Raw genomic sequence first — 21,986 nt, forward strand, 5'->3', positions numbered from 1 at the left:
TTCGCGTAGCAGTTTGAATCAGGAGTCAGAAATGAATTTAGTTGTGCATTTGCAAAAGCAAACGGTCAGAAAATACGGATATGAGATGGCGACGCGCCAAGCATGGAAATGCGGGATTAAGGCAAACCTTGTCAAACGAGTGGTGGGGTTGTTTAAAGGGCAAATCGTCTGTGTTGTCGAAGGTTGTCGAGCGGAGCTGTCTTCGCCGTTGAATAACCCACTTCATGACGATGAAAAGCAAGGACGATATGTGTTTGTCGGTGGCGTATGCTGGGAACCAAACCACATCATTGCCCCTGGCTTTCCAGACTTTATGTTTATGCATTTGCGTAACGTAACCCATCGGCATAAGTATTTAACAGATGATGAGTTATTTTTGAGCTTGGCTTAATAAACTCGACGTTAGAGTGATCCATGTATGGCTCACATGCACTAACTCGCTTTATTGGAGTGATGATCAAAGTGAGTTAGGCGCCATACTTTGATATATCGACTTTCAATAATAAACCCCAATGATGTGATTGTGGTTCAGTTGACATTCAACTGGGTTTCTTTTGACGGACTTCTTATAAAACACCGTTTCTTTACTCGCTAATGACAGAGGGTTGGTTTTCACCTGATGTGAATTTTGGTTCGCGATTTACTATAGCGCCAACGAAAGAGAATCATACTGGAACGTAAACATGAAGATAAAATCTATTGCTATTGCAGCGGCCGTTGTTGCGGTACTTGCTGGTTGTAAAGACAAGACACCGCCGCCGCCAACACATGCGAATATAACGTTGGTTGAAGCGGTAACAGAAACCGTCCAACAACCTCATCAAGTATGTAAAGATGTGGTTGTAACCCAACAAGCTGCGCCTAAGGATGACAACAAAATTATTGGTACTGTAGGTGGCGCAGCGGCAGGTGCAGCATTGGGTAATCAAATTGGTGGTGGTTCGGGTAAAGTGATTGCGACGGCTGCAGGCACAATTGCAGGTGCGCTAACGGGGCGGACGATCCAAGAAAACGTTCAAAAAGGTAATGTTGTTACCACGACGAAGAAACAGTGCCATACAGAATACACAGCATCGGACAAAGTCGTTGGTTACGATGTCACGTATGAGGTGGCTGGCGCGCCGACAACGGTTCGTTTAACGAGCAAACCAGCGACAAAAACATTCCCAATTCAAGAGGGTGAGGTCGTTTTACCACAATAATGGGATACTGAGTTGAGCAAAACCCTTTTATCCTTTGGATAAAAGGGTTTTTGTGTGCCAATATTAGGTCGCGTGCGCCTTCTGCTGTTCGCTTGCTTGTTGAGCTTGCAACTTTTTCTTGCGGCGTTCGCGTTTCGATAACCAAACCAATGGCACAACAATCATTATGGTACCGATCGCCATGAAAATATCGGGTACTTCTCCAAACCAAATTAACCCGACAAATACCGCCCCAATTAGGCCACTGTATTCTGCACTGGCGATTTTATTGCTGTCGATAGAGCGATAAGCCATTACACACGTTGCGGCATAAATCATGATGAACAAACTTGAACCAGCTGCGACAGGGAAGGCGCTCCAGTCCCATGGCTTGGCTTCGATCATGACAAGCAAAAAAGCCACCGGAATGCCGGTCAGGTTGGTCATGAGCAGTGTTTGTACCACTGACTGGTTTCTTGGCAGCTTACGGATCAATAAATTATTGATTGCCAAAGTAACTGCCACTACCAAAGCATAAATCGCAGCCCAATCGATTTGATCTGGGCGAATAATGACTAAGACACCCGCGAAGCCCATGATTGCAGCAGCAATGGATTGCTTTGACAGTTTCTCCCCGAGAAAAATAGCGGCTAAAGGGAGCATAATCAGTGGCGCAGCATAAAAAATGGCGTTCGCGGTTGCGAGCGGCAAAGATGAGATCGCTAAGACCATAAATATTGCGCCAAGCAACCATACGTGAGCACGGACGGCATGCCATTTAAACCCTTCAAGAAAGTTGGCTTGCTTGGTAAGCAAATACACAGGAAGTAAGAAAAGCACCGCTGAGACTTGTCGGAAAAAGACAAATTGAAAAATAGGCACTTCGTTACCGACACTTTTGATCAAAGAGTCTGACAGTACCGCAATGAGATTCCCAACAATTAATAGCAGCATAGCTGCGCCAACAGATGTCACTTTCACGTATTTTCTCTCCTCTCTCTTTGCCAAAGAATAGGTGATGTCATAGGATGAAGTGAAGTGATATTTATTAGTTTAGGTATGAGATTTTTAGATAATGAAATTACCACCACTAAGAGCAGTCCACTGCTTTGAATCTGTTGCTCGAAATGCAAGCTTTTCACTTGCGGCGGAAGAACTCAATGTGACGCAAAGTGCGGTCAGTCATCAAATACGATTATTGGAAGATTACTTAGGTGAGTCGCTATTTATTCGTCAAGGAAGAAAATTGTCATTGTCGGATACCGGCGCGCGTTATTTAGAAGATATTAGCCCCGCAATTAGCTCAATTGCGATAGCAAGCCAAAAGGTGCGAGAGGGAGATAAAGGCAGTATACGCTTAGCTATTTATAGCTCATTAGCCGTGAAATGGCTGATCCCACGTTTATCAGATTTTAAGCGTTTACATCCAGAAATCGACCTCACATTAAATATGGTTGTGGGGGATCCTGAGCAGACGGATAGTGTTGGAGACTGCTTTATTACGGTGCAAAAGCCCAAGCGCAACTATATGGCAGTGGATTTGTATGCCGAAACGCTGTACCCAGTATGTAGCCATAAGGTTTGGAAAGAGTTACAAGATCAGCCTATTCCTGAGGCGTTTTGGCGATATCCAATCTTGTCGACCGACTCTGTTTACCGTGACAGAGGGAAAGATTGGGCAGAGTGGTGCAAAGCAGGAGGGTACACTTTACCTAAGGATGTCGATGTCCAGCATTTCAGCCATATGTTATTAGCGATTGAGGCTGCACGCTACGATCAGGGGATCGCGTTTGCGAATGATTTTATGCTCAATGAGCGCGATAAGGCGCACGATTTAGTCTATATCCCTTCCCATGGGTTAGAAACTGGCGACAGTTTTTACTTTATTCATAAGAAAAGTCGAGCCAAACAAACGGAGATTATAAAACTCACTAACTGGTTGAAACAGCAGTGTTTGTGAAATAATTAAATTATCATGGCTAAGAAAGTGGCAAGATTATGTCTAAACATTTCATGTTTTATTGAGTTTTGATTCATTAAAATCAACGTGGTTTGGAAACCGAGTGAAATGGACTGCATGACGTGCTTAAGGATGGGCAAATAAAAAATCCGAGCTGGGGTGGCTCGGATTTAGATTATTTATCAGGTCTCGATACTAACTTATTATTGTTTCGTTAAGTTGTATAACGGTGCTAGGTCACCCGTTACTTTTTCACCGTTCATGTCTAATTTCATCAGTACGTTTTCACCAACGAAGTACTGATTTGGTACTTCTTCGTTTGCTAATGTAACGATGCTACCGTTTGCGTCCCAAGTAAACTGACCTTCAGATTTTGACTGACCATCTTCTTTGTCTTGGTAACTTTCTTCTAGCATATAAGTGCCGTCTTGATTGAGTATGAGTGTCGTATCAATACCTGAGCAATCTGCACATGGAAGCGTACCTTTATAAGTGCCATTCCAGTCCAATGCATTTTGAGCGTTATGTTCAGAGTCCATAAACGTTTCAGCAGTAATGACTTGCTCTTCTTCTACTGGCAACGCCTCTGTGGTGACTTCTGTTTCTGGGGGTACTTCAACAGCGCTTGTGTCGGTCGGTTTCTCATCTTGACAGCCTGTAAGAATGATGACTGCGCCTGTTAATGCCAATAATACTTTTTTCATTGTTATCCCTCTTTAAATAAAGATTTTGTATGAGAGTAATAATAGATATTTGTCGGAGAGTTACGTCATAAAAAAGCAATAGAATGATCTATCGATGTCAATAAAATCAAGGTTAAGTATAAAATTGTCAGGAAAATCAGAATAATGTAAACGTGAAGGAATTATAAAGAGTGAACTTAGCTGCGGCACTTTTTAGTCTGTCAAAAGTAAAACGGCCCACGTTAAAGTGGGCCGTTTGATTGAAAAGGCTAAGAGGCTTTGTCGATCTTTGAACGGACAGCACCTCGCTCGGTATCATCGGCAAATATACCAGCCACGGCATTGCGCTCCAATTCACCTTGTAAATGCCCATATTCATCAACAACCGGCAGCGAGTAGTTACAAGACATGGTTTCTGGTAATACTTTCTCAATCGCGGAGTTGGGAGAAATGATGGGCACCTCTTCATAGATGTCGTTATCCCACGTAGACGTTCGGTGTAGCTTGGTCGCGTCTAACAGACCTTGCTGAGTAATGACGCCTTGGTAGCCTTCCTCGGTGACGTGGTAAGCGTAATCACGTTTAACACGTTTCATTTCCGCTAGTGCTTCTTCAATCGTGGTGGCTGCAATTCGGTAAGACGGCGGCTGCATGACGGTCTCGACGGTCAGTGCTCGTGCTCGGTTTACGTCTTTTACAAACGCTTCCACGTACTCATCGGCAGGATGAAGTAAAATCTCGTCTGGCGAGCCTTGTTGTACCAGTTCACCATCTTTAAGAATCGCAATACGATCGCCAAGGCGTAGCGCCTCGTCTAAATCGTGAGTAATAAAGATGATCGTTTTGTGCAACTTTTCTTGGAGCTCAATTAATTGATCTTGCATTTCACTACGAATGAGTGGATCGAGCGCAGAGAATGCTTCATCCATAAGAAGAATTTCCGCATCGGTTGCTAGTGCTCGCGCCAAACCAACACGTTGTTGTTGGCCGCCAGAAAGCTGAGATGGGTATTGGTTCTCATATCCCGTCAAGCCAACAGCCTCTAGCCATTCATGGGCTTTTACTAAGCGAGTCTCTTTACTGATCCCTTGTACTTCTAAGCCATAAGCGACGTTATCTATGACAGTGCGATGAGGCAGCAAACCGAAACGTTGAAAGACCATCGACATTTTATGGCGGCGAAACTGCTCGAGTTCCTTGGTAGACAATTGCATGACATCCACACCTTCCACCAAAATCTGTCCCATGGTCGGGTCAATTAGGCGGTTGAAATGGCGGATCATAGTCGACTTACCAGAGCCGGACAGGCCCATAATGACAAATATTTCGCCTTCATTAATTTGAAGATTAATGTTTTTCAGGCCGACAGTATGGCCAGTTTCAGCCAGTACTTGATCTTTGCTTTGGCCTGATTTTACGCGTTCAATAACACTTTGGGGTTTAGGACCGAAGATTTTGTACAGACCGCTGATCTCAATAAGTGGGCTAGTCATGCTTTAAGTCTCCTAAATGGGCCTGAGTACGTTTTGCATAAGCTTGTGACGCACGGTCGAAGAGAATCGCCAAGGCAACAATGGCTAAACCATTCAACAGCCCGAGAGTGAAGTATTGATTCGTAATGGACTTTAAAACGGGTTGCCCTAAGCCTTTCACACCAATCATCGACGCGATCACCACCATCGAAAGTGCCATCATGATGGTTTGGTTAATCCCTGCCATGATGGTTGGCATCGCGAGCGGTAACTGGACACCAAAGAGGCGCTGATTGCTGCTTGCACCAAACGCGGTTGCGGCTTCCAGTACTTCTTTATCGACGAGTCGAATACCTAAATTGGTCAGACGAATCACAGGAGGAATCGCATAAATAACCACGGCAATCAGGCCCGGAATTTTTCCTATCCCCAATAGCATCACAACTGGGATAAGGTAAACAAACGCAGGCATGGTTTGCATCACGTCTAACAATGGCGTCACAACGGACTGAATACGATTAGAGCGTGCCATTACTATGCCGATAGGAATGCCGAGTGCTATTGCGAGCATAGTACAGACCGTAATGATGCTCAGTGTGCGCATGGTGTCTTCCCACATCCCGAAGTACCCAATCAAAATGAGCGAACCGAAACAAGCCACGGCGAGTTTCCAAGAGCGACTCGCGGCGTAAACCAGAACGGTACTCACACCCAGTATGATGAACCAAGGCGTGGAAATGAGAAGGTTTTCAAACCAAACAAGAAACGAAAGGAGAGGATCAAATAAGGATTCAATCAGTTCGCCATATTCTCGAGAAAAGTCTCGGTAGGCGCCATCTAAAGTTTTTCGAATCATCCTGAGATCTGAGCGATCCATTTCTGGGAATTCGCTCAGCCAGTTCGAGTCAGACATAGTTACTTCCTTTTTCTTGCCGAAGCGAGAGGTTACCTCGGCATACAACATTTGCTTATACCCAAAATGACGATTTCGTAGTCTGTGTGTTTGACTAGCATTGGGTCTGTTTGGGTATTAATGTCCAAAGCTTATAGCGCGCGCTGAACTTTGTCGGCGACATCTTGTGATACCCAGTGGGTCCAAATTTGCGGGTAGTTTTCTAAAAAGTAGAACATGGTCTCTTCACCGTCCGCTTGGTTATCTTCCATCCACGCCAACAGCTGGTTCATATCTGCATTAGTAAATCCGCGCTTAGTAAAGTATTGATAAGCTTGCGGTGCACGGTTTGCAAAAGCTTCGGTTGTAATGGTATGAACAGGTGATACAGGGTACATCGTTGGTTTTGGATCATCACAATAGGCGTGAGTGGTGCAGTTTACGAATTCGTCAAGGTTGACTCCGCTCCCAAAGTCGACTTTCACCATATCGTACTTTCCGAGTACTGCCGTCGGTGCCCAGTAATAACCAAACCAAGCTTCTTCACGCTCGTATGCTTTGGCAATCGAGCCTGATAGACCCGCGCTTGAACCAGGATCGATAATATCGAACCCTGCCTCATTCAGTTTCATTGCTCTATAGAGGTTGCCAGTACTGATTTGGCAGTTCCAGCCAGCAGGGCAGCTATAAAAGGCCGATTTGGAATCATCTTCTGGGTGAGAAAATAATTTCGCGTGTTTTTTCACGCCTTCAATGGTTTTGAGTTCTGGGTATTGTTTTACTAAGTAAGCAGGAACCCAAAAGCCTTCCTCGCCGCCGTCGGTTAATGATTTACCAGCAAAGCGTAGACGTTTTTCGGCAACGCCTTTTTCTAACGCATCTTTTAAGCTATTACTCCAAAGCTCAGGGGCGACATCTGGTTGCCCTTTTTCGATCATTGAGGTGCCGGTTGGCATGGTATCGCCTGGTATGAGCTCTGCATCGCAGCCGTATCCATGTTCAAGAATAAAGCGGTCGACATTCGCCATGAGTGTTGCTGAGTTCCAGTTCATATCGGCAATAGTGACGCGGCCACACTCGTCGGCATGTGCGTGGGTCGCTAGTGCGCTCATTATGATGAATAAAGAGGCTTTGTACTTCATATTGAGTTCCTTTCTCTAATGGCACTTTTTAATAAAATAATCATTCGTGTTCAAATTAATGAATTGTCTGGATTATAAGTTTCCTTATCCAAGCAAATGAATACATTAGCGCGTATTTGTATGAAAAGTCTGCGCAAATTAACACTTTTGTTATTTAAATGAGCAAAAATGTTTTTCTATTGGTTCGTTGACAAGACTGCTAAATCATTAGGTGTCTAATGAAATTCCCTTAGTCGCAGTTCGTAACAACGTGTATGACACGATTTTTGCAAACTTAGATTGTTAGCATATGCCAACAATATTATTGGCATATGCCATATTTGAGCGTAAGTTGACGTGATGTTTTAGAGGAATAATGATGGCAAGACCAAAGATAGAAAGACGAATATGCGGACGCGCTGCACACGATTGTTTCAAACCTAATGGGGTGCCATTCTACCAACTGGAACAAGTTGTCATATTACCAGAAGAGCTGGAAGCTTTGCGCTTGGCAGATTTAGAAGAACTTAGTCAACAACAAGCGGCAGATCAGATGGGGGTATCGAGACAAACTTTTGGTAATACAGTAAAAAGTGCGCGATTAAAAGTCGCAAAAAGCTTAGTTGAAGGTCATGCGTTAGTTTTTCCGAATGAGGAGTCAAACTTATGATTTATGCGGTTCCTAATGATGGTGAGCGAGTGGCAAACCATTTTGTTAAAGCGCCATACATTGCAATTTGTTCTGATACTGACGGAATATTAAAAAACTTAGTGAACATCGCTTCGATGCCACAATCTGGCTGCCACGCGAAGTCTCAGCTGATTCAGTCATTACAAGAGTACAATGTGGATGCCGTTTTAGTGCGTAATATTGGTGAACGAGCGCTGGAAAAACTGCTTCGTGATGGCACACAAGTATTCAGGCTGTTAACCCGTAGCTCGTTAGAAGATGTTCTCGGAGTATCAAGAGAGCGATTGACTGATCGATCTCAGGGCCGTCCTTCTACAAACCATAAGAAAAAGGGTGGATGTGATTCATGCCGCTGTGGTGGCAAAGCAACGAAGCCTTCACTGCTAGCTCGGCCAAAACAACTCGATACCGCGTTCACCATGAAATCTAGCCCAGCTATACTTAGTTTACGGGCTTCTGTTCATAAGGCAGATTAATATGGTGTGGTTATTTACTTTTATTGGTTTTCTCGCGATTATTTTGTTGATGTCACTTGGGGTGATCTTTCACAACAAACGTATTCAAGGCAGTTGTGGTGGCTTGAATCATGTAGGCGTTGATAAGGTGTGTAATTGCGAAACCTCTTGTGCAGAGTCAGAGCGTCGTTTATATCAAATTTCTGAGCCTAACTCGTCGCCTGAGCGTTAAACTTTTTCGCCCATTAAGATCATGCTTATATCAACGAAATATACCTACTGATTTGTGGGCTTTCTCCCGAGACCAGTAGGTTAACCACGTTTCTCCCAATCCATTTTGCTAAAGCGACTGTAGTCACAAACGTTTTCAGGTGGCTTTATCTTGCCTATTTCGTGGGGCTGCGCATTGCTAGGGGATTGCCTATCTTTAGTCATTCTTCAGTTGGCGTAGTGACGCGTGACAAGAATAAGAAGAATGAAGAGAACACCGAAACCCAAAAATGCAATCACAGGGTTAAAAATTGCCGTAAGGGTCTAAATTTTACACTGGTACTTTGGCCCATTATCAGTTCCGTTCTACGCTTAATATTCGATTTAAAAAAGGAGAATCAAGATGGCTGTCATTAAGCAGGATATTCCCAATCGTGTAACGGTTTACCATGACAATGTCGAGCAAGAACAAGAGCTGAAAAATGCGATGCTGCCGGAAAAACCGCGTTACTTTAACGGTGCTCCAACTTACAGAGCGAGCAGTGTCGAAGAATTTGAAAGTAAAATCAGTCAGATCGGCTTGTCTCTAGACAAGTAAATTTCCTTGGATACTTAAAGCGCCCTCATCTCATGAGGGCGCTTTTGTTTTACCTGCCAAGGATTGAGACTGAGGAAAGTCAGCTTTGCTGAGCACGACTTTGGCACACTTGTTGTTGAATGGCGGGTGGGGCTGGTTCGTAGTGACTCAAGGTCATACTAAAACTGCCTTCACCACCTGTGATGGAACGCAATCGTCGCGCGTAATCTTGCAGTTCGTTCACTGGGGATTTGGCTTTTAGGACGGTAAAGTGACTGTCAACCGGCTCTGTGCCCTCTATCAAACCACGATTACCAGACAAGTCACCGGTCACATCCCCAACATTGGCTGTAGGGATATGCAATTCCATCTGCACGATCGGTTCAAGTACGATTGGATCTGCATTGCTAATCGCCTCTAAGAAGGCTTTTTTACCTGCTATCACAAATGCAATTTCTTTTGAATCGACAGAGTGGTATTTGCCGTCGTAAACGGTGACTTCAATATCTTTGATGGGGTTACCAGAAATTGCACCTTCTTCTACTGCTTGCATGATGCCTTTTTCAACCGCAGGAATAAGCGCGGTCGGAATTGCACCACCGACAACTTTATTGATGAACTTAAAACCTGAACCACGCTCCAGTGGGCGCACTTTTAATTGAACTTCACCAAACTGACCCGCTCCGCCACTTTGTTTTTTGTGTCGATAACGACCTTCAGCTGGTTTGGTGATGGCTTCGAAATACTCGACGCTAGGCTGACAAGTTTCAACATCAAGCTTATAGATGTTGGCCATCTTTTCTAATGCCACTTTGAGGTGGAACTCTCCTTGACCGCTAATGATGGTTTCGTTGGTTCTGGCGCGATGCTCAATGCGCAAAGAGGGGTCTTCACTGGCAATCTTATTCAGCACATCACTCAGCTTTTGCTCATCGCCACGTTTAACGGGTTTTAAGCGCAGAGCGTACATGGAGTCTGGGAAGTTTAATGTTTTCAGTTCTACGCCGTCTTCTGCATGGGAGTCATGGACAATGGCATCAAATTCAAGATCATCGATTTTGGCTAACACACAGAAGTCGCCGGGCAGTGCGCGAGAAATTTCCATCCTGTCTTTGCCTTGGAGCTGGTATAGGTGCCCAACTTTAAATGCTTTGTTGTTCTCACCAAGGTAGAGTTGACTACCTGCGTTAATTTCGCCTTGATACACACGCAAGTAAGCAAGTTTCCCCATGTACGGATCAACACTGATTTTATATACGTGCGCAACGGTATGTTCTAACGTTTCACAGTTTACTTTGATTCTTTGACCGTTCTTCTCCAGCATTGGCGGGTTGCCTTCGTTTGGCATCGGCATGATTTCTGCTAACGTTCGCAGGAGTAAATCGACGCCTGCCCCGGTTTGTGCAGAGACAAAACAAATAGGGATAACGTGGCCAGTTCTCAGGGCTTCTTCAAATGGGTCATGCAGTTGCTCGGCAGTCAGTTCTGAGCCTTGTTCCAAATACAGGTCCATTAATTCTTCATCAACTTCAATGACTTGGTCAATTAAGGTTTCATGGGCTTCGTCGACTCCAGCCAATAAGGTGTCTTGCTCTAATTCAGGTTCAAAATAGCAATCGACAACCGACTGACCATCGGTAGACGGTAAGTTAATTGGTAGGCAGCTATCCCCAAAATGCTCAACAATACTTTCCATCAATTTTTCTAATTGATTACCGTGATTGTCGAGCTTATTGATGATGATCATCTGACACTTTTTTTGCTCGTTGGCAAAGGCGAATAACCGGTCGGAAGTTTGGTTGAGGGGCGTTTGTGGGTCGATGACAAGAGCCGAAGTTTCTACAGCAGGAAAAATACTGATCGTGCGGCCGAGTAATTCGTTTTGCCCCGGCGTATCGATAATATTAAGCCGATGTTTGTTCCAGCGAAGTGCGACTGGGGTGGCCTCGATACTGTGTTGATATTGAATGGATTGTGGGTCGAAATCAGTAACGGTATCGCCTTTTTCAACACTACCTAAATGACGTGTTGCATCGCAGGTATAAAGCAGTTTTTCTATCAGAGTGGTTTTACCGGTTCCCGTTTGACCGACAAAAGCGATATTGCGAATGTTATTAATAGGCATAGAGCCTCCTTGCAAGATGACGTGAAAAAAACCATGGGTTCTTAGACAAACGTTTATATCCGTCCTACCTGTCACTCCAAGTAGTTTGGGTATATCAGCTCACGAACTGCATTGGAGTCGGGCGGGATTACCGCCTGTTCGTCTTCCATGTCATTTTCCGGATGACTCTATACATATAACCACCTCAATGGAGAATTATAATATTAGCATGCCGTAATCACCGTATAATTTATGTGACTTATTTCATTATGCGGTGGATTGTTTCTTAATCGAGATCATAAACTTAGAGGTTCTGTCTAGTAGGTACAAGGTTCACTGAGTTTTTAGGTAGGTTAGTTGGAGAGAACGATTTCGCCCTCACGATAAACTAAGCTCGGTTCAACATCTTGACCCAGTAACACTGGACCATCGAGGTCGACCACACTGGCTTGTGCCGCGATCGGCAGTGCCGCGCGCATGGCAAGTGAGGTTCCGAGCATACAGCCTGACATGAGGTGAAAGCCGAGCTTTTGCGCCTCTTCAGCCAGTAGTAATGCTTCGGTTAGTCCCCCAGTTTTATCCAACTTGATGTTGACCATCTCATACTTGCCGACAAGTTCGTTTAATTGCTCTTTGGTGTGACAACTTTCATCGGCACACAGCGGAATGGGATGAGAAATGTTGGTTAACACATCATCACTGTCTTTCGGCAAAGGCTGCTCAATCATGGTGATATTTAATGGTGTGAGCTGAGTGAAAATGGCGGGTAAATCGAGGTGTTGCCAGGCTTCGTTTGCATCTAAAACGATGGTTGTTTGGGGAGACACGTTACGAACGGCGGTGACGCGTTCGATAATCTGCTCGCCATCGAGCTTCACTTTCAGCAGTTTAGCGCCTTTGAGCAAATAGGCTTGCGCCTGCCTTGCCATGGCTTGAGGTGTGTCGATGGAAACCGTCATGGCGGTCACAATAGACGTGGGTAGCTCAAATAAGTCATTAAGCTGTTGTCGGTGATTCAATTTGGCGAGTAGATGCCACAGCGCGCAATCCAACGCGTTTCTTGCTGCGCCGGCGGGTAATATTGATTGAAGTGTTGTTTTGATGGATGCTACATCGGCTTCTCCCTTAGGGGATAAAGCTTGTAGCTCGTGCGCAGCTTGAGAAATCGCTTTAATAACTGACTCAACCGACTCGCCATAACGAGAGTATGGCGTACATTCGCCTTGGGCGGTCACGCCTCTGTGCTCAATGGTTACACGGACGACGTGACATTCTGCCCGACTGCCGCGAGCGATGCGAAAGGGGGTCGTCAACGCAATCGTCACGGGCTCTACATGAATATTCATTTCACTGCTGTTCCTTAAATCGTAAGAATGTTGTCTGCCACAGTATCGACACCAAAACGAACTGGGTCGGTAACGGGGATACGATATTGTCCGCTCCAGTCTTGGCATAGCTGCCGCGCATCCTGTTCATCGATCGCCGACGTGTTTAAGCAAATCCCAACCAGCTGCGCTTGTGGGTTGGTGAGTCGTGCCGCTTGGAGGTTCGCTGCTATGGCCTGCTCGATGGTCGGCAGATTCGCATGTGGTAAGTTGCGAATGTGCGCACGACCAATCTCATGACACAGTACCAGTGCATCGGCTTGCGCACCGTGAAGTAAACCTAAACTTACGCCAGCAAAAGACGGGTTGAATAGTGACCCTTGCCCTTCAATAATGTCCCAATCGTGATTACTAAACGTCGGGCTAATCGCTTCTACCGCACCGGAAATGAAATCGGCGACCACAGCGTCGATGGAAATGCCGCTACCCGCGATGAGGATTCCGGTTTGACCCGTGGCTTGGAACTCGGCGCGGCAGTTTTTGCGGCGGAGTGCACTTTCTAATGCTAAAGCGGAGTACATTTTTCCTACGGAGCAATCTGTTCCTACCGTCAGTACTCGTTTGCCTAATCGTGCTTTACCATTACCGACTTTAAGCGGCGCATCATAGTGGCGCACATCATGCAGTTTGGTGAAACCGCGCTGTTCGAGTTGAGAAAGAGGCGCAAACTCAGTTAGACGTTGGTGCATCCCAGATGCGATTTCAAATCCCATTTCAGCCGCTTCGGTTAATGTGGCCTGCCAAGTTTTGGGGATCACGCCGCCAGGGTTTGTCGTACCAATGACAAGCGTTTTTGCACCTTGTTGCTGCGCTTGTTGCAACGTCATGTCTGTGAGACCAAGCGATACGGTTTCTGACGTTAAGCGGAGTTGGCCTAGGCAAATATCAGGACGCCATTGATGGATGCCACGTGCCGTTTTTGCTGCGAGAGGGTCGGTGACATCACCAAGAAAAAGTAAATAAGGTTGAGCAATTTGCATGAGAGTTCCTTTTATCATCTGCATTGCTCATTAAGCTAGCGGAGCTAACCAAAGAAACCGAATGCTTATTTGTTGCTTGGGTATAATGCTAAGTTATAGGCTGCTCAATGCGTTGTTTTAGCGAGGAGATAAATGCTTTGGTCGCGATTGATTGTGGTGTGTGTTCGGCAAACAATATCGAAACAGAGAACGAGATAGTCGGAGAGAGCGTGTACACCGAAATCGCATCATCAGCGCGATATTGCCGAGCGGTCCAAGGGTCAACGATGGCGAATCCTGCCTGATGCTTCACCAGTTCTGCCGCGGCTGAATAGCTGCGTACGGTAATGTCATGTTGAGGGTGTTCTTGACGGGCCGATAAGGTTTGATGCAAGAGCAATCCAAGTGGATCACGACTATCTAAGCCGATAATGGGCATATTGTGCGCGATGATAGTCTCTAAACTCATTGATGCAGGCGTCGTTTTCAGTACGCCTTGCGGTGCTAATAAAACTAACTGTGTTTTGAAGAGCGTATCACTCAAAATCGCTGGTGGTGTTTCTTCTCCAAAAGCGATGGCCACGTCCAGTTCGTGCTGGAGTAACCCCGCGCATAGCTCGTCTTGATTCGCAGTTAATAGATCAAATGAGATGCCTTGTTCTTTAGATAATAAGGCGATCGTTGGCGCAAGCAAGTGTGTGGCTAAGACGGGCGGTGCTCCGACTCTTAAGTGTTGTTTCCCCTGCTTAACTTTATTGGTGAGAGAGCGAAATTGTCCCAGTTGCTGGTAGACCTTTTCTGCTTCTGGCAATAATGTTTTAGCTTCATGGGTTGGTACTAATCGCCCTTTGACTCGTTCAAAAAGAGTCAGTTTGAGCTGCTGCTCAGTGTGAGCCAAGATGCGGGTAACATTAGGCTGAGAGACATGTAACAAGCGGGCTGCAGCGGAGACTGTCCCAGTTTGCATAATGGCGTAAAAGACTTCTAGTTGCCTCAAGTTCACGACGAGCTTCCTTCCCTTAATTTGAACTAAGTTAGGATACCCAAGCGATTACTTAAGTGGTAGTCGTAAAGTGTGTGATCAGCTTAGATAACGAAGCCAGCACTCTATTCTTTGTCGAAACTGTCTACCACAATCGCACCCATAGAAGCGGGCATTGTGATCACGATGATCCGTTTTATGGCGACCACAGGGTCAGTCATAAGCGGTAGTTTATCAAGGCAAAATAATACTAAAGCGACCACTACAGCGGTGATCAAGTAAGCGATGACGACGCGGAAAACAAAAATCCACACCCGGTTTTTGATATGGCTTTGAAAGACGCTTTGGTAAGCGAAAAAGCTAAGGAAAATGACAGAAAGGCTTAACAGCATGAGAAGGTTCACCATCGGTAAGCTTTCTCCTAGTCGCCACGCTTCTTCGGAAAAAGAAATCGGGACGGCAAGGGCGAAAGCACCAACCAAGACTTGGCTGGCGTCCTCTAGGTTAAAGTGGCTACTCATGCTGTTAATTCCATTATTCGTGACTTAGGTTTAACAGCTTCTCAAATCGCTCATTACCATGCAGTAACTCAAGGTCTCGCTCATCGGCGAGTAAGTCACGAATGGATGGGCTGTATTCAATCGCGCGTTCTAAATCTTCAATGGATTGCTCTTCGATACCGAGGCGAGAATAAGCACACGCACGTTGATAAAGCGCAGGGCCGTTGGTGTAATCCACTTCAAGTACGCGGTTACAGATACTCAGTGCCCAATGGTATTCGTTGATTTCCATCGCCGCATCAGCTTTATAGGTCAACGCTTCTAGGTCACCTGGGCGGATCAACAAGATTTCATCATAGATCTCGATACGTTGCTCCGGTGTTTGAGAGCTTTGCGCACGCAGCCACAAGTTATGTATCTCATTGATTTTTTCTATTTCTCTGTTGTTTTCACTAATAATACGAGTTTTGCGTTTCAAGTCTCGTTCAAGAGCGAGGAACTTTTTCTCGTATTCTTGGGCGATTTTTTCTAATCGCTTATCTGCCATCTCTTTCGTGTTGTGTTTAAACTCACGTAATGACTGCCAACCGACGAAGGCGATCAGAGAGGCAACCCCTGCAATGATGTAGAAGAAGTAGGTCACCGTCACATTGGCGTAGTTCAATGACTTATCCGCCACCGTGAGTTCGCGATCGGTGATCTCCGTGATCATTCGTTTTTCTAAGCTCTGATAGTCCTGACGCAGAGATTTAAGCTCATCTAAAATATAGCGTTCCACTAATGGTCTATCTAATAACTCCGACTCTGAATACTTTTCTTCCGATGCCATGGTAGGCAAAGCAAGTATCAGTGAGAAAAAAATACCAATAAATAAGCGCATAAAACGTCCTTTTGCGGGAAGAGTACAGATAGACCATGCAACAATAGCAAATAGCACAAACGTTTAGCAAAGTTATTACAAAAGAAATATTTATTACCAAATATCTTGTGGTTACTTAAGGATAGTGTTTGAAAAACAGACGCTATTTTCATTCTTGTCAGATTGTGATTTGAGAGGCTAGTGTTTATTCTTTTTGCAAATTCTACGGATTAAGAGTGAGCATGGACGCGAAAGTGAAAAAATCACTTAAACCAATACTTAGCGTTATTATCGCCGGATCAGAGGGCGGCAATACCATCGGTAAGTGTTGATGATTATGGTGCGGATGAGTATAACGTGAATGCATGTGCCGATTTTCCCTAATTAATATTCTTTTTTATCGTTAAGAAAAAAAAGCCCACAAAGCAATGTCTTTGCGGGCTAAAAAGGGCACCACAATGGGTGTGTATTCATTTTTGGAGATGGTCAAATGTCCATATTGAAACCGATACTAGGCTAGGTGAGGGGCTTAGCATCAGTGCGACCAACGAAGCTAAAGTTAGCATTGTTGTTTTGGTTGTTAAAATGTTAATTTTTCAATCAAAGGTTTCGTTATTGTTGCCTTTGGTTAATAAGTGTGTTGTTTGGGTGTGTTTAAACACGTTAGATTCTACATTAGAGCGTTCAATAAGTTTTGCATGAAGTATTGCATGCACCGTTAACGACTTTGATTTAGAACGGCTAGATCTTAAAATCGTTATCGCGTCTGCGAATCAAGTCCTGTTTGCGGAACCACGTATCTTAAGGTTACTTGGGTATCAGTCAGTTTATCGTGTAGCTAAATCTCTTCGTGCTTACGAACCAACCCGAAATCTGCCAAAATCGCATAAGCCGCTGGTATCATAAATAGCACCAATAAGGTAGAGGCAAAAATACCAAACACAATTGAGATAACCAGAGGTTGGATAACCTGCGCTTGCAAGCTGGTTTCTGTGAGCAGCGGCAGTAAGCCTGCTGCGGTTGTTATTGAAGTGAGGAATACGGCTCTAAAGCGCTCTCGACTGGCTTTCACCACTGAGTCATGTACGTCATCACCTTCATCAATGTGATGACGTATGTATTGCACCAGAAGAATCGAGTCATTGACTACGATGCCGGCTAATGAAACAAACCCCATCATACTTGGCATACTTAAAGAGTGATTCAGTAGAATATGTCCCCAAACCACGCCAATGAAAGCAAGTGGAATCGCTAACATCACAACCAGTGGCTCTAAATAGCTGCGAAATTGGTAACTGAGAATCGCAAATACGCCAAATAAACCAAGCATAAATCCTTTTGCCATAGACGATCCGGTTTCTGCCGTATCTTTCGCCTCTCCTTCAAAGTCGAAACGAAGCCCAGGGTACTTTTTCAGTAATTTAGGCGCTTCGTTTTGCTGGAATTGGCGAACGATTGCGGTGGAGTTGGCTTTGGTATTGTCGATGTCACCAAACACACTAATCGTGCGCATGCCATCAATACGTTGGATGCGTACATAATTACGTTGGAAGTCGAGTGTCGCGATGGTCGCGAGTGGGATCTGGCTGCCATTCGCTAAGATGATCGGAAAGTTAGCCAATTGCTGTAAATCGCCCGCTTGTTGCTTATCAAGTCGTACTTCTATCGAAATGTTTTCAACACCGACTTGAATTTCATCTGCGGTTTGACCAAAAAACGCGGCCCTAAGCTGATTTGCGATTAATTGCCCATTCACGCCGTATGTTTCAGCCCCTGGCCGAAGTTTTATTAATACCTCTTCTTTGCCCTTGCGCATATCATCAAGTACGCCGTGAACGCCAGAAAACTCATTAAGGTACTGTTGAATATCGATAGAAGCCGCTTTAAGTGCATCAAGGTCATTATGTTGAGCTCGGATTTCAATGGCACGGCCGCCCGGACCCATGGTCGGCTGCTTGAACACGAGTGAAATAGGATCGGCTAACTCACCGACATCTTCACGCCATGCTGCGATAAAATCATCGATCAGTGTGTTACGAGTTTCAGCCCCAAGTAAGTCCAGTCTAACCGTTGCAATATGAGGTCCAGACTCGTTGGCATCGGCATTGGCATTAAACTGGCTCGTGATATGTAATATCAGTGGATTGCCATTTTCAACTTGTTCTGTCCATGCTTTATCGAGTTTTTTCGCCGAAGCGATGATGTTCTCAACCACTACTTCCGTTTGAGTAAGTGACGCGCCCGGTGGGAGAATAATACGCGCTTCGACAACATCGCCGTCGAGCTCAGGGAAAGGTTGAAATTTCAGTAACCCGACGACTATCGTTGCTGCTGAGATAAGCAGTAGAGTAATCACACTGCCCATGAAAGCATAGCGATATTCAATCACTTTATTGACCGCGTTGACGAGCGTGGTATTGCGAAACTTCTCAAAGGATTTGAGCAATTTCTGTTTAAATTTAGGCGTAGATTTCTCTTCTTTTTGTTTATGCAGCGAGTGAGAAAGGTGATTAGGCAAAATTAAAAATGCCTCGATCAAACTTAAGCTCAGCACCAAGATGAGCACTTGCGGCACCGCTTTAAGCACCGCCCCCATTTGGCCTTGCAAAAAGAGTAGACTGCCAAAGATACACACTGTGGTAAGGAAAGATGAGACAACACCGGGCAGGACTTTCTTCACCCCCTTGATCACCGCATTATCTATTGTTTCTCCTCGATCAAGGTGTGCAGCAATAGATTCTGCTATCACGATCGCATCATCCATCATGATCCCAATTGCCATCAACAAGCCGACAAGAGACATGATATTAATGGACAGTCCAAGTTGCGCCATCAAAAACAAACCACCTAAGAAGGCGACAGGTAGACCAGCGGCAACCCAGAATGAATAACGAAAGCTAAAGAATAACCACATGGTGGCGAAGACTAAAGTGATGCCCTGCCAACCGTTTCTGACCATCATGGTAAGGCGATCCCATAATACCGATGAGAGGTCGTTGGTCATTTGCAGTGTCACGCCATCGGGCGCAATCGCTTGTTGATCTTTGACAAATTGAGCCACACGCTCTTTAATTCGCAACGCGTCGTCTTCTTTATTTTTGCTGATTTTCAACAGTGCAGAAGGATGGCCATCAAACAGAATTTTTTGTTCGTCCAGTTCAAAGCGATCAGTAATCGTGGCGATACTACCCAGACGAATGACGGACCCGTTAGGGGAAGCACCGATAACAATGGTGGCTAATTCTTCGGGTGTAATACGGCGTTCATCAAAACGAATGAGAAAGTTTTTATCGTCAGTTTCAATATTACCGCTAGGCAGTTTTACGTTTTGACGAGCAATTTGATTGGCAATATCACCCACGCTCAGCCCCAACTGACGAATCGCGAGCGTATCAAGTTCTACTCGGTATTGATGATCTGAAAAGCCAGTGATTTCAACTAAAGAGACATCGTAGTCAAGCTTTAAGGTGCGTTTGAGCTCTTCTGCATACGATTTTAACTCCGGCCAAGTGGTATCGGCAGTCAGGGCAACATCGACTACGGGCTCATTCCAATCAAGTTCTTGAACCATTGGTGATTCTATCTCTTGTGGGAAGTCGTTAATGGCGTTAATTTGGGTTTGAACATCCACTAACATACGGCCGATGTCAGCTTCTTCATTCAGCTTCAAAACGAGACGCGCAGAGCCTTCAATGGCCTCACACCGCGTCTCTTCGATATTTGCCAACCCATCTACCGCATCTTCCATGCGCACACAGAGGCTTTCTTCTACTTCTTGTGGTGAAGCACCGGGGTATATAACTCCGGCCAAAATATAAGGAGGAGCGAACTCAGGGAAGGTTTCGCGTTTAATGCTGGAAAGTGATGAGATACCTAAAATCAACAGGGTAAGCATCAGTAAGTTTGCAGCGGTCGGGTGTTTGGCGAAGAACCGGATCATGAATCAGGCTCCTCTGTGCTAACTGTTTCTTCCGATGCTTCCCGCAATAACATGCCGGGGATAGCCGGTAACAGATCATTAATGATCAGCTTTTGGCCTTGTGTGAGTTCTCCATCGATCACCACTTGGTTATCGCGACGGAAAAGAACGTCGACGGGAACGATTTTCAGGCGCTTATCGTCACCGAATAGATAGATTCTATCACCATGTAACGCCCGCTCCGGTATCACCCAGCTTGGGTTTTCTTGACCAGTTACCCGTGCACGGACAAACATACCGTTCACCAAAGATGGGTTAGTACTTGAGTTTAGCGCACGATAGTCCTGTGGAATTTCTAGAATGATGCCGGTGGTTGCTTGGTTAGGATCAACGCTTTCACTAATGCGCACCACTTTAGCTGGCCAACGCGCAAAAAGGTTACCGCTACTCAGTTCTATTGAAGCATGAATTGTATTCATATCCGGTTGTGGGATGCCAAAATCATCATGCACAAATTGACGGAAACTGGCGGCTAATGTTTGCATGTCATGAATCGACAGCTGGGCTTCAACTTCCATAACATCAATACCATGAGCGGTGATCATCGTTTGTTGAGGACTCACCACTTGGTTTTGTTCGATGTTGACGTTGGCAATGCGTAAATCGAAGGGCAAAGTGATGATGGTTTTATCCAGTGAGCGCTGTGCCTCATCAGCTTTTGATGCGTTAATTTTTATTTGGGCTTCGGCCATTTTCTTTTCATCTGGCATTAAGCCGATTTGGTTTTCGATCTCTTGGACTAATTTACGCTGAGCCAGAACACTTTGTTCTTGTTGCTCCACTTCTGATTGGGAGGTTAAGCCCTTTTGACGTAAGTTTTGCTTACGGGCGAGTTCTTTCTTGGCGATGAGGAGACGGTTTTTTTCTATTTTAAGGGTGTGATTGAGGTTTGTTTCTTCTTGATTCAGTTTAGCTAAAGTGGTTTGTGCAGACTTGAGACTGGCTTGAGCTTGAGCTAACTTCAGCTCGTAATCGAGCGGATCAATGCGTAAAACTTCCGCTCCGGCGGGTAGCACATTTCCTTTCTCCAACTGCGGATGGCGATAAACCACTTTACCAGTGACCTCGGCGATCGCTTGCCATTCCACTTTGGGAATGACGTTGCCAAAGCCAATCGCAACAGGGGCGATCGCTTTCAACTCTAGCGGGATTGTTTCTACTAGCCTGGCGCGATCGCTTGCTGGTTTTACTGGTAAGTCAGGCTTAAGACGAATGGCTAAAAATAAAATAATGATTCCAATAGCAAGGGCAGGGAAAAATAGCAGTTTTTTATTAATGTTCATATTGGTCGCCCGAATCGAGGAATCCATGTTTCATCAGTTGTATGTTGTGTTCGAGTAATCGATCTAAAAAGCTTTCTGAGAGTTCAATGCCGTGAACCGCAAGCATGGCTGGTGGTGCGATAAAAGGGAATACCATTAAGCTAATGTAGGAAACGCGGCATAACTGTGGGTCGGCGTCTTTTCGCAGTACCCCACTATTGACCAGTTTGTCGAAGATAATGCCTTGCATTGGTTTACTGATATCGGCGAATACTTTTTCTAGCAATTTTCGCTGAGTATCAGACGCTGGTATGTGCATGACCTGTGCGATCAAGCGCGGAAACTGCGGTACCTTAATCATTTCACGGTAGTAGGTACGCATTAAGTCTAAAAAGTTTTGCTCGTTACTATTGGATACCAATGCCTGCATTTGCCTTTGCATTGGTGCAAGCGTTTCACGAAGCATTGTTTCGAACAACCCTTCTTTGTTACCAAAATAGTAGCGGATCATCGCCACGTTCACGTTAGCCTTTTGCGCGACCAATCGCGTAGAGACCTTGTCGTAAGCCATGCTTGTGAAGAGTTCTCGCGCATGAAATATCAGCTTTTCACGTGCCGCTATGCTGTTCGTTGGCCGACCTACCCGTCGATGAGCTTCCATGACTATCGCTTCTGAAGATATTAAACACTTGATTAATTATAAGACGCTGATTT

Annotated in this window: 21 protein-coding genes; 7 read left to right on the plus strand and 14 right to left on the minus strand. The window is 45.1% G+C overall.

Features of this window, described 5'->3' with window-relative positions:
• Positions 1-31 precede the first annotated feature (31 nt).
• Together ATG66_RS01195 and ATG66_RS01200 are read left to right on the plus strand one after the other, a co-directional pair.
• Positions 32-391: an acyl-CoA synthetase gene (locus tag ATG66_RS01195; protein ID WP_098413591.1), complete on the plus strand. Its 360-nt coding sequence runs from the start codon at positions 32-34 to the stop codon at positions 389-391.
• Between the two features lie 292 nt (positions 392-683).
• Entirely contained in the window at positions 684-1,202 is a 519-nt protein-coding gene (locus ATG66_RS01200) for a glycine zipper 2TM domain-containing protein (protein WP_098413592.1), read from the plus strand.
• A gap of 63 nt (positions 1,203-1,265) precedes the next feature.
• On the opposite strand, the gene ATG66_RS01205 is transcribed toward ATG66_RS01200, so the two are convergent.
• Positions 1,266-2,162, minus strand: coding sequence for a DMT family transporter (locus tag ATG66_RS01205; RefSeq protein WP_098413593.1), 897 nt, complete (start codon positions 2,160-2,162; stop codon positions 1,266-1,268).
• Positions 2,163-2,256: 94 nt separating this feature from the next.
• On the opposite strand from ATG66_RS01205, the gene ATG66_RS01210 reads away from it, so the two are divergent.
• A complete protein-coding gene (locus ATG66_RS01210) occupies positions 2,257-3,141 on the plus strand; it encodes a LysR family transcriptional regulator (protein WP_098413594.1) in 885 nt (294 codons plus the stop codon).
• A gap of 203 nt (positions 3,142-3,344) precedes the next feature.
• On the opposite strand, the gene ATG66_RS01215 is transcribed toward ATG66_RS01210, so the two are convergent.
• The 4 genes from ATG66_RS01215 to ATG66_RS01230 form a co-directional block, all read right to left on the minus strand.
• Positions 3,345-3,845, minus strand: coding sequence for a copper resistance protein NlpE (locus tag ATG66_RS01215; protein ID WP_098413595.1), 501 nt, complete (start codon positions 3,843-3,845; stop codon positions 3,345-3,347).
• Positions 3,846-4,093: 248 nt separating this feature from the next.
• The gene (locus tag ATG66_RS01220) at positions 4,094-5,317 is read right to left on the minus strand and encodes a quaternary amine ABC transporter ATP-binding protein (protein ID WP_098413596.1); all 1,224 of its coding nucleotides are present in this window, start codon (positions 5,315-5,317) and stop codon (positions 4,094-4,096) included.
• On the minus strand, positions 5,310-6,209 hold the full coding sequence (locus tag ATG66_RS01225; protein ID WP_098413597.1) for an ABC transporter permease: 900 nt from the start codon (positions 6,207-6,209) through the stop codon (positions 5,310-5,312). Before ATG66_RS01225 ends, ATG66_RS01220 begins: the two co-directional genes overlap by 8 nt.
• 131 nt (positions 6,210-6,340) lie before the next feature.
• On the minus strand, positions 6,341-7,330 hold the full coding sequence (locus ATG66_RS01230) for an ABC transporter substrate-binding protein (RefSeq protein ID WP_098413598.1): 990 nt from the start codon (positions 7,328-7,330) through the stop codon (positions 6,341-6,343).
• 358 nt (positions 7,331-7,688) lie between these two features.
• Between ATG66_RS01230 and ATG66_RS01235 the strand changes: the two genes are divergently transcribed.
• The 4 genes from ATG66_RS01235 to ATG66_RS01250 all read left to right on the plus strand — a co-directional run bounded on the left by ATG66_RS01235 (position 7,689) and on the right by ATG66_RS01250 (position 9,263).
• A complete protein-coding gene (locus ATG66_RS01235) occupies positions 7,689-7,979 on the plus strand; it encodes a DUF134 domain-containing protein (protein WP_098413599.1) in 291 nt (96 codons plus the stop codon).
• Positions 7,976-8,476 (plus strand): NifB/NifX family molybdenum-iron cluster-binding protein, encoded by a 501-nt coding sequence (locus ATG66_RS01240; RefSeq protein WP_098413600.1) that lies wholly within the window; start codon positions 7,976-7,978, stop codon positions 8,474-8,476. The genes ATG66_RS01235 and ATG66_RS01240 overlap by 4 nt, the downstream gene beginning before the upstream one ends.
• A 1-nt stretch (position 8,477) precedes the next feature.
• Positions 8,478-8,687, plus strand: a complete 210-nt coding sequence (gene nqrM, locus ATG66_RS01245) for a (Na+)-NQR maturation NqrM (RefSeq protein WP_098413601.1) — start codon at positions 8,478-8,480, stop codon at positions 8,685-8,687.
• A gap of 381 nt (positions 8,688-9,068) precedes the next feature.
• The gene (locus tag ATG66_RS01250) at positions 9,069-9,263 is read left to right on the plus strand and encodes a hypothetical protein (RefSeq protein WP_098413602.1); all 195 of its coding nucleotides are present in this window, start codon (positions 9,069-9,071) and stop codon (positions 9,261-9,263) included.
• 79 nt (positions 9,264-9,342) lie between these two features.
• On the opposite strand, the gene fusA is transcribed toward ATG66_RS01250, so the two are convergent.
• From fusA to ATG66_RS01305, 9 genes are all read right to left on the minus strand, one after another.
• Positions 9,343-11,367: an elongation factor G gene (fusA, locus tag ATG66_RS01255; RefSeq protein ID WP_098413603.1), complete on the minus strand. Its 2,025-nt coding sequence runs from the start codon at positions 11,365-11,367 to the stop codon at positions 9,343-9,345.
• 332 nt (positions 11,368-11,699) lie between these two features.
• On the minus strand, positions 11,700-12,692 hold the full coding sequence (gene dgcA / locus ATG66_RS01265; RefSeq protein ID WP_098413604.1) for an N-acetyl-D-Glu racemase DgcA: 993 nt from the start codon (positions 12,690-12,692) through the stop codon (positions 11,700-11,702).
• A 14-nt stretch (positions 12,693-12,706) separates the two neighbouring features.
• A complete protein-coding gene (gene dgcN, locus ATG66_RS01270) occupies positions 12,707-13,711 on the minus strand; it encodes an N-acetyltransferase DgcN (protein WP_098413605.1) in 1,005 nt (334 codons plus the stop codon).
• A gap of 88 nt (positions 13,712-13,799) precedes the next feature.
• Positions 13,800-14,693, minus strand: coding sequence for a LysR family transcriptional regulator (locus ATG66_RS01275; RefSeq protein WP_098413606.1), 894 nt, complete (start codon positions 14,691-14,693; stop codon positions 13,800-13,802).
• A gap of 104 nt (positions 14,694-14,797) precedes the next feature.
• Positions 14,798-15,193, minus strand: coding sequence for a DUF2391 family protein (locus ATG66_RS01280; protein WP_098413607.1), 396 nt, complete (start codon positions 15,191-15,193; stop codon positions 14,798-14,800).
• A 13-nt stretch (positions 15,194-15,206) separates the two neighbouring features.
• Positions 15,207-16,052 (minus strand): tetratricopeptide repeat protein, encoded by an 846-nt coding sequence (locus ATG66_RS01285; protein WP_179885560.1) that lies wholly within the window; start codon positions 16,050-16,052, stop codon positions 15,207-15,209.
• Positions 16,053-16,869: 817 nt separating this feature from the next.
• Positions 16,870-19,971, minus strand: a complete 3,102-nt coding sequence (locus ATG66_RS01295; protein ID WP_098413608.1) for an efflux RND transporter permease subunit — start codon at positions 19,969-19,971, stop codon at positions 16,870-16,872.
• A complete protein-coding gene (locus ATG66_RS01300; RefSeq protein WP_098413609.1) occupies positions 19,968-21,293 on the minus strand; it encodes an efflux RND transporter periplasmic adaptor subunit in 1,326 nt (441 codons plus the stop codon). The genes ATG66_RS01295 and ATG66_RS01300 overlap by 4 nt, the downstream gene beginning before the upstream one ends.
• Complete coding sequence (locus ATG66_RS01305) at positions 21,283-21,933, minus strand: TetR/AcrR family transcriptional regulator (protein ID WP_098413610.1); 651 nt, start codon at positions 21,931-21,933, stop codon at positions 21,283-21,285. The genes ATG66_RS01300 and ATG66_RS01305 overlap by 11 nt, the downstream gene beginning before the upstream one ends.
• Positions 21,934-21,986: the final 53 nt, after the last annotated feature.

The organism is Vibrio sp. ES.051, from assembly GCF_002563795.1.
GTDB lineage: Bacteria > Pseudomonadota > Gammaproteobacteria > Enterobacterales > Vibrionaceae > Vibrio.